The organism is Streptomyces sp. NPDC031479 (genome assembly GCF_055581065.1).
The window spans coordinates 64,571-76,686 of the sequence record NZ_JBVIKC010000010.1 but is presented as its reverse complement, the minus strand read 5'-3'; the positions used below and the strand labels follow the sequence as shown (position 1 = coordinate 76,686).

Here is a 12,116-nt window from a genome sequence, read left to right as displayed (position 1 = left end):
GCGGCTACCCGGCGCGGCTCCCGGCAACCGGGCCGGAGGCGCTCGCGGTCCCGCGGCCCGCCCCCGCCGGGCCGCGATCGCCCCCGGGGCCCGTGCGAGGTGTACCGGGCTCCGCCGCGGGCAGCCGCCGGGTATGAGCTTCGAGCATCCGGCGGAGAGGCACGGCGACGGGCGGATCGGCCGTTTCGGGAAGATGGCCGAGCTCGCCTCCAATTTCACGAGCTCGGCGGCGTTCTCCGCCGTGTGCCTGGTGCTGGTCGGCGGATTCGTGGCGGTGCACCTCGCGGGCCTGCCGCTGAGCTGGCAGCTGTTCGCCGGGGACACGATGGCGGCCGTGTCGCTGCTGCTGCTGGCCCTGCTGAAGAACGCCGAACGCCGCGCCGAACACGCGATCCAGCAGAAGCTCGACGCGATCGCCGCCGCGCTGCTGGAGCAGCAGCGCGGCGAGCCGGGTCGGGCGGCCCGCCGGCTCCGGGAGGCCATCCGCACACAGGACGAGGTCTGAACGCGACCCGGACTCCAGGAGGCCGGACGCCGCCCCGGTCGCCGGGGGCCGCAGCTGCGGCGACCATGAGAGGGTGCACGGCGCACCGGTGGACGTTCTGGTCGCGGGCGCGGGCCCGGTGGGGCTGACCGCGGCGATCGAGTTGCGCCGGCGCGGGGTCGGCTGCCGGCTCGTGGACCGGCTGCCGGAGCGGATGCCGTACGCGAAGGCGGTGGGCATCCAGCCGCGCACGCTGGAACTGTGGGACCGGATGGGGCTGGTGCGGACCGTGCTGGACGCCGCGATCCCGATGCGCGGACAGCTGGTGTACGTCGACGGCCGCGAGCAGGACCGGCTGGAGTTGGCGCTGCCGGCCGACGTCCCCTTCGGTTTCGCCGCGCTGCCGCAGAACGAGACCGAGCGGATCCTGGAGGAGTTCCTCGCCCGTTTCGACACCCGCATCGAGCGGCGCACCGAACTGGTCTCCTTCGCGCAGGACGCCGACGGGGTGACCTGCCGGCTCGTCGGACCGGACGGCGAGGAGGAGGTGCGCACCCGGTTCCTGGTGGGGTGCGACGGGGCCCACAGCACGGTCCGCAAGGGGCTCGGACTCACCTTCGAGGGCGCGGCGTTCCCCGAGGAGTACATGCTGGCCGACGTGGTGGTGGACTGGGACCTGCCCCACGCGTACGGGGTCCGGTCCCTGCACCACGATGCCGGCGGCGCCCTGGACGACCTGCTGGTGTGCATTCCGCTGCCGGGTCCGGGCCGGTACCGGGCGTCGATGCTGGTGCCGCCGGAGCTGTCCTCCCCGTCGGTCGGCGAGGACGGGGTGGCTCACGGTCTGGAGGGCGGCCGGGCTCCCGGGCTGTCCCACGTGCAGGCGGTCCTGGACCGTCTCTCGCCGCAGCCGGTGACCGCCTCCGGCCTGCGCTGGTCCTCGATCTTCCGGATCAGCCACCGGATCGTCGACCGGTACGGGGACGGGCGGGTCTTCGTCGCCGGGGACGCGGCGCACATCCACCCGCCGACCGGCGCGCAGGGCATGAACACCGGTATCCAGGACGCCTGGAACCTGGCCTGGAAGCTGGCCCTGGCCGTCGACGGGGCCGCGCACCCGCGGTTGACGGCCAGTTACGACGCCGAGCGCCGGCCGGTCGGCGAGGAGGTCGTCGGGCGGACCGTTCGGCACGCCGGCCAGGGCGTGCGGGCCGGTGGCGAGGACCTGACCACCGTACTGATGCGCGAGGCGCAGCTGCTCGTCAGCTACCCGGACAGCCCGCTCGTGCGCCCGCCGGATCCGGACGGCGCCGGCCCCGGACCGCGCCCCGGCGATCGCGCCCCCGACTGCGCCGGGCTGATCGGGCGCATCGAGAGCGGGCCCTTGCGCCTGTACGAGCTGTTGCGCGGCAGCGAGCACGTGCTGCTGGTCTGCGCCGACGGCCCGCAGGCCCCTTGCGTCCCCGGACTCGCCGCACTGACCGGCGGGTTGCCCGCGGGACGGCTCACGGCGTACGCGGTCCTCACCGAGGGCGGGACCGCGCCCGCCTGGGCCCCGATGCCGGTGTACCTCGACGGGCTCGGCGAGTTCCGCCGGGTCTACGGGGTCCGGGAGCCGACCGCCTTCGTGGTCCGGCCGGACGGCCACCTCGGGGCCCGGCTGTGCCCGCCGACGGCCGGGGAGCTGTCGGCGTACCTGTCGGGGGTGTTCGGAAGCCGAGCCACCGGGGGCTGAGCTTCCGGGGCCGGGCCGTCCGGGCCGTGTCAGCGGGGCCGGGCCACCCGGGCCGTGTCACCGGAGCCGTGTCACCGGAGCCGTGTCACCCGGTGGCGGTCCTAGGAACTCTCCGGGACCACGGCCGGGGCCGCAACCCGGCGGACGACGGCGGCCATCCCGGCTGCGCCCAGCACGGCCAGCAGGGCGGCCGCGCGCAGGACGGTCTCGATGGCGGGGCCGTCCGAGGCGGCCCCCGCGACGGAGCCGCTGATCACCTCCAGGACGGTGGAGGCGACGGCCACCGCGACGGCCCCCAGCAGGACGAGGGAGGTCAGCACGAGCCCGGAGGCGGCCGCGAGGCGACCGGGCGGGACGTAGGACTGGGTGGCGACGTTGGTCAGTGCCCAGGCGAGCCCGACGCCGACGCCGACCACCGCGAACACGGCCGTGTAGACGACGAGCGAGGTGACCAGCGTCAGGACGAACAGGCTGACTCCGCTCAGCAGCATCCCGGCGGCCATCAGCCGCTCGGGGCGCACGCGCAGGGCGAGGTGGCCGGACCAGTAGCTGGCGGCTCCGGCGCCGACGGACAGGGCCAGGAAGATCAGCCCGGAGTCCAGGGGCGAGAGCCCGCGCGCCTGCTGGAGGTAGAGGGCCGAGAACACGGCGACGAGGCAGTACACGACGTTGGACAGGGATCCGGCGAGGGTGACGGCGACGAAGGGGCCGTTGTGCAGGAGTTCCAGGTCCAGCAGGGGCTGCGGACTGCGCCGCTCGACCAGGACGAACACGGCCAGCAGGACCGCACCGCCCACGAGGCAGCACAGGGTCGCCGGGGAGCCCCACCCCCAGTGCGCGCCCTGGTCCACGCCGGTCATCAGGGCCGTCAGGCCGCCCGCGAGCGTCACCACGCCGGGCAGGTCCAGGCCGCGTCCGGCCTCCTCGTCCCGCGTCTCGGGAACGAAGCGCAGCAGGAGCAGGGCCGCGGCGAGGGCGAAGGGCACGTTGAGCAGGAACACGGCGCGCCAGCTGACGTGTTCGGCGAAGGCCCCGCCGACGAAGGGTCCCAGGGCGGTGCCGATGGCGCTGAAGGCGAGGACGGTGCCGACGGCGCGGCCCTGCCGTTCGTCGCGGAAGTACGCGGTGACCACGGCGACGGACACGGGAAGGATCAGTGCGGCGGTGCACCCCTGCACGAAGCGTCCTGCGGTGAGCCAGGCGGTGTTCTGCGCGGCGGCGCACACCACCGAGACGAGGGCGAAGCCGGTGAGCCCGCAGACGAGTACCCGCCGCCTGCCGAAGAGGTCGGCGGACCGGCCGCCGGTGACCATCAGGGCGCCGAGGGTGAGCATGTAACCGCTGACCAGCCATTGGAGGTTGGTGGTGGGGGTGTCGAACTCGCGCCCGATGACGGGGAGCATCAGGTTGAGGGCGAACCAGTCCATCTGGACCAGCAGCATCGAGATCGCGGCGGCCGCGATCACCGCCCGGTCCCGGCCGTGGAAGAGCCCGCGCCTCCCGCTCGCCCCCGCCGGCTTCGCCATCGCGCCCTCCCCCGGCCTACGCTTCGTCCGCCGTCGGCACGCAGAGCACCGGGACGGGCGAGAGGTGCAGCAGCTTGTGCGGGGTGGAGCCGAGGAGGGCGCCGCGGATCGGGCTGTCGCCCCAGGTGCCGACGATGATGACCCGGGCGTCGTGGCGTGCGGCGGCGTCCAGCAGCGCCTGGGCGGGCTTGTCGTCGACCACCTCGACGGTGGAGGGGACCCCGGCCTCGTCGGCGGCCTCGACGGCCCGCGCCAGGGCGCTGCGGCCGGCCTGGAGGAGGGCCTCGCGGTGGGCCCGGTACTCCTCGCCGGTGGCTCCGGGCGCGGCGGCTCCGTAGACGAGGACCAGCGGTTCCCCGAAGGCGGTGGCGACCTCCAGCGCGACGCGCAGGGCACGTTCGGCGCCGGGGGACTCGTCGTAACCCAGGACCACGGACATCCGGCCTCCTCAGGACTTCCTGCCGCGTACGAGGGCCGGGTCGACCACGCCCCGGCGCTCCTGCCAGAACCGGCCGTCGCGGATCCGCCAGAAGCACATGAGGAGGAAGCCGGCGACGGCGATCCCGATGCCGATGACGAGGGGCGGGCCGAGGCCGAACCAGGAGACCCCGCCCGCGGAGTTCGCCGGGTTCGACATGTCTCCCACGGACTCCACCAGCAGCCAGGTCAGCAGGCCCGCGCCGACCAGCGGGCCGAGGCCGATGAGGAGGAAGTTGTGCGCGTTCTCCAGCAGGTGGCGGCGGTAGTAGACGGCGCAGGCCACACCGGTGAGGCCGTAGTAGAAGGCGATGAGCAGGGAGAGCGCGGTGAGGGAGTCGAGGAGGGCGTTCTCGCTGATCTGGTTGACGGCGAGGTACCAGACGATGGCGATGGCGGCCACCCACCAGGTGCTCACGTCGGGGGTGCGGAAGCGGGGGTGGATGTGCGCGAGGTGCGGTGGGAGGGCGTGCCGGCGGGCCATCGACAGGGCGGTCCGGGAGGCGGGGATGATCGTCGTCTGGGTGGAGGCGAGGGCGGAGGTGCAGACGGCGAGGAGCACCATCCAGTCCCAGCCGCCCATCACCTCGTGCGCGAGGACGGCGAAGACGGCCTCTTCCTCGCCGGCGTTCTGGGCGAGGAACTGCGTACCGGCGTAGGCGACGACGGCGTAGCCGACGGACAGGTAGGTCACCAGGAGGACGATGGTGGACCAGATGCCCGCCTTGCCGGGCGCGGTGGCGGAGTCCTCGACCTCCTCGGTGAGGTTCACGGCCGACTCCCAGCCCCAGTAGATGAAGACGCCGAGCAGCAGCCCCGCGGTGAGCGCGGTGCCGCCGGCGCCGAAGGGGTTGAGCCAGCTCAGGGAGGGCGGGGTGCCGCCGAGGGTGCTGGTGCCGGCGTAGACGCGGTAGAGGGCGACCACGGCGAACGCGAGCAGGAAGAAGACCTGGGCGAGGATCAGGACGTCCTGGAGCCGGGCGGACATCTCGGTGCCGATGACGCAGATGGCGGTCATCGCGAGGATCACCAGGACGCTCAGGCCCTGCCGGACCAGCTGGTTCGCGGCGAGGCCGTCGAGCCCGGCGGCGAGCAGGCCGAAGTGGACGGCGACGTCCGCGAGGGAGCCGATGACGAGTACGCCGGTCATGGTGATGGCCCAGCCGCCGAGCCAGCCCGCCCAGGGGCCCATGGCGCGGGTCACCCAGGAGAAGGTCGTGCCGCAGTCCTGGTCGACCTTGTTGAGGTAGTAGAAGGCGGCGGCGATCAGCAGCATCGGGACGAAGGACGCGAGCATCACGCCCGGCGCGTAGACCCCCACCAGGGCCACGATCGGTCCGATGACGGCGGCCAGGGAGTAGGCCGGCGAGGTGGAGTTCAGACCGATGACGAGGGCGTCGAGGAAGCCGATGGCGTTGGCCTTCAGGCTCGCGTCGGCGTCGGGGAGGGTGCTGCCCGGTGCGCCGTGGTCGCCGTCGTCCATGTACGCATCGTCACGCACCCGGCCCGGCCGCGCGAGGCGGACGGGCCGGGCCGGGGACGCGCGGTGCCGCGGTTCAGGGGCGGGTGTTCCACCCGGCCACGACCGGAAGTCCGTGTTCCGTGGACAGCACGCTGACCGTGCCGGTGCGCAGCAGGAAGAGCCGGCCGTCCTGCGGGGAGAGACCGAGGTAGCGGGCTGTCAGGACGCGCAGGAAGTGTCCGTGGGCGACGAGCACCACGTCGCCCCGGTCCTCGGTCAGCACCGTGCCGGCCCGCGCCAGCACCCGGTCCGCGCGGGCGCCGACCTGGGCGGCGCTCTCCCCGGGGTGGTGGGCGTCGCCCTGCGGGACCCCGTCGGTCCACAGCGACCAGTGGGGCACGGTGCGTTGGATCTCGGCGGTGGTGACGCCCTCGTAGCCGCCGTAGTCCCATTCGTGGAGGTCCGGGTCGGGGACCCCGTCGTGGAGCCCGGCGAGCCGGGCGGTGGCCACGGCCCGGCTCAGCGGGCTGGTCAGCACCAGGGCGGGTTGCCGGTCGCGGAAGAAGGGCGCCAGCGAGATGGCCTCCTCGACCCCGCGCGCGGTCAGGGGCACGTCGGTGAGGCCCGTGTGCCGCCCGTTGGCGCTCCAGGCCGTCTCCCCGTGACGCACCAGCAGAAGATCACTCATGCTCCGGACCCTAGGGCATCTCCGCGAAGTCCCCGACCCGCTCCCGCATGTCGTCTTCTGTCGGGGCGGGGGCCGTGCCACCGTCGGGCGTCATGGACGTGAACCCCCGCCGGCCCCTCCCGCGTGCCGCCCGGGCCGGGGGCTGAGGGGTGGACGCGCGGGCGCTGCGGCCCTCCCTGACGGCGCTCATGCTCGCTCTGACCGCGGTCACCGGACTGATCGAGGCGGTGAGCCTGCTCGCCCTGGGACCGGTGTTCACGGCGATGCAGACCGGCAACGTCCTCTTTCTGGCCTTCGGGGCGGCCCATCAGGGGAACCTGCCCTCGCTGCCGGCGGCCGTCTCTCTGGTGGCCTTCGCGCTGGGCGCGGTGTGCGGGGCGCGGATGGAGTCGGCCGCGGAGGGCCGGGGCTGGCGCTGGATGTGCCTGGGGCTGTACGCCGAGACGGCGCTGATCGTCGCCGCGGCCGTCGCCGGGTGGCGGGTGACCCCGCGGTTCGGCGATCCGGGGGCGCCGCACCTGGTGGAGGCCGGGCTGCTGTCGGTGGCCATGGGCATCCGGAACGTGACGAGCATGCGGGTGAACGTGCCCGGTGTGCCGACCACGCTGGTGACCCGGTCCATGACCGGCCTGATGGCCGGCTCGGCGCTGGGGCGCGACAGTGCCTTCGGATACGGGAGCGGGGCCTGGGCGCGGCGGGGACTGGCGGTACTGGCCATGTTCTCGGGCGGACTGGCGGGGGCGCTGCTGGTGCGGGCCGGATGGAGCGTGGGCGAGGTGCTGCTCCCGGCGGCGGTGGTGGTGGCGGGGGTGACGGTGGTGCACCGGTCCTTGTTGCCGCTGCTGCACACCCGGTAGCCCGGCGACCGCGCCCCTGCGGCCGTGCGCGCACCGTCGGCCCCTGCGGCCCGTTCGCGCCCCTGCCGTCATTCGCTGCGAAAACGCTGCAACTTTCCTCCGTCCCCGGTGGTGGCGACGCTCGTGGCATGGACGACCCTCCCCGCACCATCGAACGGGACACCGCCCTCTCCGCCGGGTTCGCGGCGGGGGACGAGGGCGCCGTGGAGGCGGTCTACCGGCGCTGGCGGCCCCTGGTGCACTCCCTGGCCCGGCGTTCCCTGGGCGACGACCGCGAGGCCGAGGACGTGACCCAGCAGGTGTTCCTGGCAGCCTGGCGCGGCCGCGACGGCTACCGGCCCGGTCCGGGCGGGCTCGGCGCCTGGCTCACCGGGATCACCCGGCACAAGGTGGCCGACGCCCTGGAGGCCCGTGCCCGGCGGGCCCGTACGGTGGCGGCCGCCGCCGTCGCCCTCGCCGGCGGGCCGCACCCGCCCGGCCCGCACCCCGGCACGCACGGCGCGGCCGGATGGCCCGGCCCGGAACAGGCCCTGGACCGGCTGCTGGTGGCCGGGGAGCTGGCCCGGCTGCCGTCGGCGCAGCGGCACGTGCTGTGGCTGGCGTTCTACGCCGACCTGAGCCAGAGCCAGATCGCCGCCCGGACCGGGCTTCCGCTGGGCACCGTCAAGAGCCACATGCGGCGGGCGCTGCGCGTCCTGCGGCAGGCGCTGGACCCCGACCGGCCCGCTGCCCCGGTCCCGGCCCGGCTGCCAGCGCCGCGATGACGGCGACGCCCGACCGCAGCCCGAACAGCCGCTCGGTGCGCGGCTGCGGATGCGGCCCGTCCCAGCCGGGTCCGGCCAGCAGCAGCGCCGACTGGCCCCGCGCCCCGGGCGGCCCCCACGCGATGCCGGCCACCGAACGGGCCAGGGTCCGGTCCGCCGTCGTACGGGACTGCGACCAGAGCACGGCCGCGCAGGGCCCGGTACGCCGTACCGCGTCCCGCAGCGCCTCGGCGGGCAGGGCCGGGCCGAACATCCGTACCGGCACGCCCAGTTCCCCGAGCGCGGCGGCCAGTGCCTCGATCGGCAGGCTGTGCAGCTCTCCGGGCGCGCAGGCGAGGAGCACCGGGGGTGTGTGCGCCCGCTCGGGGGCGGGACGCACCCGGTGCAGGGCGGCGGAGACGTGCCAGGACAGCAGGTGCTCCACCTCGACGTACCGCTCCCCCGCCGAGGCCCATTTGCGGCCCACGGCGTGCAGGGTCGGCGCGATGATCTCCTCCCACGCGGTGACCGGGCCGTGTTCCGCGACAGCGGCCTCCAGCAGGTCCGCCACCGCCGGCGCGTCCAGGCGTACGGCGGCCCGCGCGAGCCCCCTGGCCTCCGGCCGCACCTCCCCGAGGGGGAGGGCCCCGGGCCCGCCCGGCGTCACGGCCGCCGCCTCCTCCCCCGCGCGGGCGGCGGGTGCTTCGCCGAGCGCGGCCCGCGCCGCCTCGGACGGGGGCACGCCCCGCGCGGTGAGCCGGCACATCTCGTCGAGGCGGGCGATGTCCTCGGGGGTCCAGCGGCGGTGCCGGCCGTCCTCGCGGCGGGCCGGGCCGATGGCGTAGCGGCGTTCCCAGGAGCGCAGGGTGGTCGGCGAGACCCCCAGGCGGCGGGCGACGGCGCCCGTGCTCAGGGCGGGTTCGGGGGGCGGCGGCACGGGGGCCGGCACGGGGTCCACCCGGCTCACGATACGGTGCCGGGCCGCCCCTCGCGGAAGCGGCCGAGGCCGTCGGCGAGGTCCACGACGGGGTCCGGGTAGTCGAAGCGGGCCCGTTCCAGGCCGGGCAGCCGCCAGGGCTCGTGGACGCGGGGCGCGGGCAGGTCGGCGAGTTCGGGCACCCAGCGGTGGACGTAGCGGCCCTCGGGGTCGTGGCGCAGGCCCTGGCGGACGGGGTTGAGGACGCGGTTGGGGCGGGTGTCGGTGCCGGTGCCGGCCACCCACTGCCAGTTGAGCTGGTTGTTGGCCACGTCCCCGTCGACGAGGAGGTCCATGAAGTGGCGGGCGCCGGTGCGCCAGTCCACGTAGAGGGTCTTGGCGAGGAAGCTGGCGGCCAGCAGGCGGCCCCGGTTGTGCATCCAGCCCTCGTGGCGCAGCTGGCGCATGGCGGCGTCGACGACCGGGTAGCCGGTGCGGCCGTCCTTCCAGGCCTGGACCTCTTCCTCGGCGTCGGGTCCGGTGCGCCAGCGGTCCTGGCGGGCCCGGTAGTCCTCGGTCGCGGTGTCGGGGCGGGCGGCGAGGACCTGGTGGTGGAAGTCGCGCCAGCACAGCTGGCGGACGAAGGCCTCGGCGCCGGGGCCGCCCGCGGCGCGGGCGCGGTGGACGGCCTCGGTGGGCGAGAGGGTGCCGAAGTGCAGGTGCGGGGAGAGCTTCGAGGTGGCGTCGCCGGCGAGGTCGTCGTGGGTGTCCTCGTACCGGGTGATGCCCGAGCGGAGCCAGTTGGTCAGCAGCCGGCGGGCCTCGGTCTCGCCGCCGCGGGCGAGGCCCGGGGAGGTGCCGGTGACGGCGGAGCGGCGGGGCAGCGGCTCGGAGCCCAGGTCTTCGGGGACCCGTACGGTGCGGGGCGCGGGCTCGACCGGCCTGAGGGGCAGTTCCGTCCAGCGGCGCAGGTACGGGGTGAAGACGGCGAAGTGGTCGGCTCGGGAGCCCGACGGCAGCACCGTCCCCGGGGCCACCGCGGTGACCACGGTGTCGTGGACGTAGAGCCGTCGGCCCTGGGCTTCGAGGGCCTCGCGCAGGCGTTCCTCGCGGGCGTGGGCGTAGCCGCTGACCCCGGCGGCCATGTGCACCTCGTCGGCGTCGGCTTCCTGGACCAGGGCGCAGACCTCGGCGACGACGTCCCCGGAGCGCAGCAGGAGGCGGCCTCCGCGCTCGCGCAGGGCGGCGTCGAGGTCGGCGAGGCAGTCGGCGAGGAAGGCCAGCCGGTTGGGTGCGGCGAAGGCGGAGTCCTCGATGACGCGGTCGCGGACGAAGAGCGGGACGACCCGGTCGCCGGAGGAGAGGGCGGCCCGCAGGGGTGGATGGTCGTGCAGGCGCAGGTCGGAGGTGTACAGGACCACGGCGGTGTTCATGCTCTCGGCTCCGCGTCAGGGCTGTGGGCATCGGTTGTCGGGGGTTCTTCTGCGCGGGGGGCCGTTCCGGATGCGGCTGCGGGGGGTGAAGCGGGCCCGGGGGCGGGGGACGGCGCGGGCCCGGATCCCGACGCGGCCCGTTCGGCGGCGCCGGCGATGTTGCGGGCCATGCCGCCGAAGACGACGGCGTGGAAGGGGGACACGCTCCACCAGTACAGGTGTCCGAGCAGCCCGTGCGGGTGGAACAGGGCCCGCTGCCGGTACAGGGCGCGCGGCGGGGCGGGGGCCGCGGACGGGCCCGGGGCCGGGGAAGGGCCCGGGGCCGCGGCGGAGCCCGGGGCCGCGGCGGAGCCCGGGGCCGCGGCGGAGCCGGACGCGCGCGGGTCGGCGTACAGCTCCAGCCAGGCCAGCCCCGGCAGCCGCATCTCGGCGCGCAGCCGCAGCAGACGGCCCGCTTCGATCTCCTCGACCCGCCAGAAGTCGAGGGAGTCGCCCACCCGGAGCCGGGCGGCGTCGCGGCGGCCGCGCCGGATGCCGGCCCCTCCGACGAGCCGGTCCAGCCAGCCCCGTACGGCCCAGGCCAGGGGGAAGGAGTACCAGCCGTTCTCCCCGCCGATGCCCTCCACCACCCGCCACAGCGCGTCCGGCGGGGCGTCGACGGGCAGTTCCCGCTCGTCGGTGTAGAGGCTGCCGCCCGCCCAGTCGGGGTCGGTGGGCAGCGGGTCGCTGGGCGCGCCGGGCAGGGAGGCGGAGGACCAGCGGGTGGTGACCTTGGCCTCGCGCACCCGCTGGAGGGCCAGTGCGAGGGCCTGGTCGAAGCCGATCGGGGAGCCGGGCGGGTCGGGGACGTAGGCGGCGATGTCGTGCTCGTCGCAGACCACCTCGTGGCGCAGGGATTCGGCGAGCGGCCGGGCGAGCGAGCGCGGGACGGGCGTGACGAGACCGATCCAGTGGCTGGAGAGCCGCGGCGTCAGCATGGGGACGCGCACGATGAGCCGTTTGGGAAGCTCGGCCACGACGGCGTAGCGGCGCATCATCTCCTCGTACGTGACCACGTCCGGTCCGCCGATGTCGAAGGTCCGGCTGACCTCGGGGGGCATGGCGGCGCTGCCGACGAGGTAGCGCAGGACGTCGCGGACGGCGATGGGCTGGATGCGGGTGCCGACCCAGCTGGGGGTGACCATGACGGGCAGCCGCTCGGTGAGGTAGCGCAGCATCTCGAAGGAGGCGGAGCCGGAGCCGATGATGACGGCGGCGCGCAGGACGGTGGTGGGCACCCCGGAGGCGAGGAGGATCTCACCGACCTCGGCGCGCGAGCGCAGGTGCGGGGAGAGCGCGTCGCGGGGTACGTCCGCGGGAACGAGGCCGCCGAGGTAGACGATCCGGCGGACTCCGGCCGCGCGGGCCTCTTCGGCGAAGGTCCGGGCGGCGGCGCGGTCGCGGTCCTCGAAGCCGTGGCCGGTGCCGAGGGCGTGGACGAGGTAGTAGGCGACGTCGATGCCGCGCAGGGCCGCCGCCAGCGACGCGGGGTCGGTGACGTCCCCGCGCACCACCTCGGCGCGGCCGGCCCAGGGGTGGTCGCGCAGCCGCTCCGGGGAGCGGGCCAGGCAGCGGACGCGGTGTCCGGAGTCGAGGAGTTCGGGCACCAGGCGGCCTCCGATGTATCCGGTGGCCCCGGTGACCAGGCAGTGCGCGCCTGTCATGGGCTGTCTCCGCTCGTCGTTCCCCCGCCGTCGGCCGCCCCCGGGCCCCTCACGGGCCCGTAGGGAATTCGGGTGGAGCGGCGCTTTCGGAT

11 protein-coding genes are annotated in these 12,116 nt (G+C 75.3%); 4 read left to right on the top strand and 7 right to left on the bottom strand.

The window, feature by feature from the left end; genetic code table 11:
• Nucleotides 1-133 precede the first annotated feature (133 nt).
• Both ACZ5D2_RS14010 and ACZ5D2_RS14005 read left to right on the top strand, forming a co-directional pair.
• On the top strand, nt 134-505 hold the full coding sequence (locus ACZ5D2_RS14010; RefSeq protein WP_371679987.1) for a hypothetical protein: 372 nt from the start codon (nt 134-136) through the stop codon (nt 503-505).
• A 73-nt stretch (nt 506-578) separates the two neighbouring features.
• Nucleotides 579-2,219, top strand: coding sequence for an FAD-dependent monooxygenase (locus ACZ5D2_RS14005; RefSeq protein ID WP_371679986.1), 1,641 nt, complete (start codon nt 579-581; stop codon nt 2,217-2,219).
• Between the two features lie 101 nt (nt 2,220-2,320).
• Here ACZ5D2_RS14005 and ACZ5D2_RS14000 read toward each other — a convergent pair whose 3' ends face one another.
• The 4 genes from ACZ5D2_RS14000 to ACZ5D2_RS13985 all read right to left on the bottom strand — a co-directional run bounded on the left by ACZ5D2_RS14000 (nt 2,321) and on the right by ACZ5D2_RS13985 (nt 6,372).
• Nucleotides 2,321-3,745 (bottom strand): MFS transporter, encoded by a 1,425-nt coding sequence (locus ACZ5D2_RS14000; RefSeq protein ID WP_371679985.1) that lies wholly within the window; start codon nt 3,743-3,745, stop codon nt 2,321-2,323.
• A gap of 16 nt (nt 3,746-3,761) precedes the next feature.
• A complete protein-coding gene (locus ACZ5D2_RS13995) occupies nt 3,762-4,184 on the bottom strand; it encodes a universal stress protein (RefSeq protein ID WP_371679984.1) in 423 nt (140 codons plus the stop codon).
• Nucleotides 4,185-4,193: 9 nt separating this feature from the next.
• Entirely contained in the window at nt 4,194-5,705 is a 1,512-nt protein-coding gene (locus tag ACZ5D2_RS13990) for an APC family permease (protein ID WP_371679983.1), read from the bottom strand.
• A gap of 73 nt (nt 5,706-5,778) precedes the next feature.
• Nucleotides 5,779-6,372, bottom strand: a complete 594-nt coding sequence (locus ACZ5D2_RS13985) for a histidine phosphatase family protein (protein ID WP_371679982.1) — start codon at nt 6,370-6,372, stop codon at nt 5,779-5,781.
• Nucleotides 6,373-6,521: 149 nt separating this feature from the next.
• Here ACZ5D2_RS13985 and ACZ5D2_RS13980 point away from each other — a divergent pair, with 149 nt between their 5' ends.
• Both ACZ5D2_RS13980 and ACZ5D2_RS13975 read left to right on the top strand, forming a co-directional pair.
• Nucleotides 6,522-7,229 carry a YoaK family protein gene (locus ACZ5D2_RS13980; protein ID WP_371679981.1) on the top strand — a complete coding sequence of 236 codons (708 nt, stop codon included), beginning with the start codon at nt 6,522-6,524 and terminating at the stop codon, nt 7,227-7,229.
• 128 nt (nt 7,230-7,357) lie between these two features.
• Nucleotides 7,358-7,993 (top strand): RNA polymerase sigma factor, encoded by a 636-nt coding sequence (locus ACZ5D2_RS13975; RefSeq protein ID WP_468929143.1) that lies wholly within the window; start codon nt 7,358-7,360, stop codon nt 7,991-7,993.
• Here ACZ5D2_RS13975 and ACZ5D2_RS13970 read toward each other — a convergent pair.
• Genes ACZ5D2_RS13970 through ACZ5D2_RS13960 form a run of 3 tightly spaced genes read right to left on the bottom strand, consistent with a single transcriptional unit; the run spans nt 7,893 to nt 12,024 of the window.
• Nucleotides 7,893-8,930, bottom strand: coding sequence for a MerR family transcriptional regulator (locus ACZ5D2_RS13970; protein WP_371679979.1), 1,038 nt, complete (start codon nt 8,928-8,930; stop codon nt 7,893-7,895). The genes ACZ5D2_RS13975 and ACZ5D2_RS13970 overlap by 101 nt on opposite strands.
• 5 nt (nt 8,931-8,935) lie before the next feature.
• The gene (locus ACZ5D2_RS13965) at nt 8,936-10,321 is read right to left on the bottom strand and encodes a cryptochrome/photolyase family protein (protein WP_468929140.1); all 1,386 of its coding nucleotides are present in this window, start codon (nt 10,319-10,321) and stop codon (nt 8,936-8,938) included.
• Nucleotides 10,318-12,024, bottom strand: a complete 1,707-nt coding sequence (locus ACZ5D2_RS13960; protein WP_468929138.1) for an SDR family oxidoreductase — start codon at nt 12,022-12,024, stop codon at nt 10,318-10,320. Before ACZ5D2_RS13960 ends, ACZ5D2_RS13965 begins: the two co-directional genes overlap by 4 nt.
• Nucleotides 12,025-12,116 lie beyond the last annotated feature (92 nt).

What these genes read in the sequence shown, in the direction of transcription:
- ACZ5D2_RS14010 (WP_371679987.1), top strand. Translation starts at nt 134, where the DNA reads ATGAGCTTCGAGCATCCGGCGGAGAGGCACGGCGACGGGCGGATCGGC.
- ACZ5D2_RS14000 (WP_371679985.1), bottom strand. Translation starts at nt 3,745, where the DNA reads ATGGCGAAGCCGGCGGGGGCGAGCGGGAGGCGCGGGCTCTTCCACGGC.
- ACZ5D2_RS13995 (WP_371679984.1), bottom strand. Translation starts at nt 4,184, where the DNA reads ATGTCCGTGGTCCTGGGTTACGACGAGTCCCCCGGCGCCGAACGTGCC.
- ACZ5D2_RS13990 (WP_371679983.1), bottom strand. Translation starts at nt 5,705, where the DNA reads ATGGACGACGGCGACCACGGCGCACCGGGCAGCACCCTCCCCGACGCC.
- ACZ5D2_RS13985 (WP_371679982.1), bottom strand. Translation starts at nt 6,372, where the DNA reads ATGAGTGATCTTCTGCTGGTGCGTCACGGGGAGACGGCCTGGAGCGCC.
- ACZ5D2_RS13975 (WP_468929143.1), top strand. Translation starts at nt 7,358, where the DNA reads ATGGACGACCCTCCCCGCACCATCGAACGGGACACCGCCCTCTCCGCC.
- ACZ5D2_RS13965 (WP_468929140.1), bottom strand. Translation starts at nt 10,321, where the DNA reads ATGAACACCGCCGTGGTCCTGTACACCTCCGACCTGCGCCTGCACGAC.
- ACZ5D2_RS13960 (WP_468929138.1), bottom strand. Translation starts at nt 12,024, where the DNA reads ATGACAGGCGCGCACTGCCTGGTCACCGGGGCCACCGGATACATCGGA.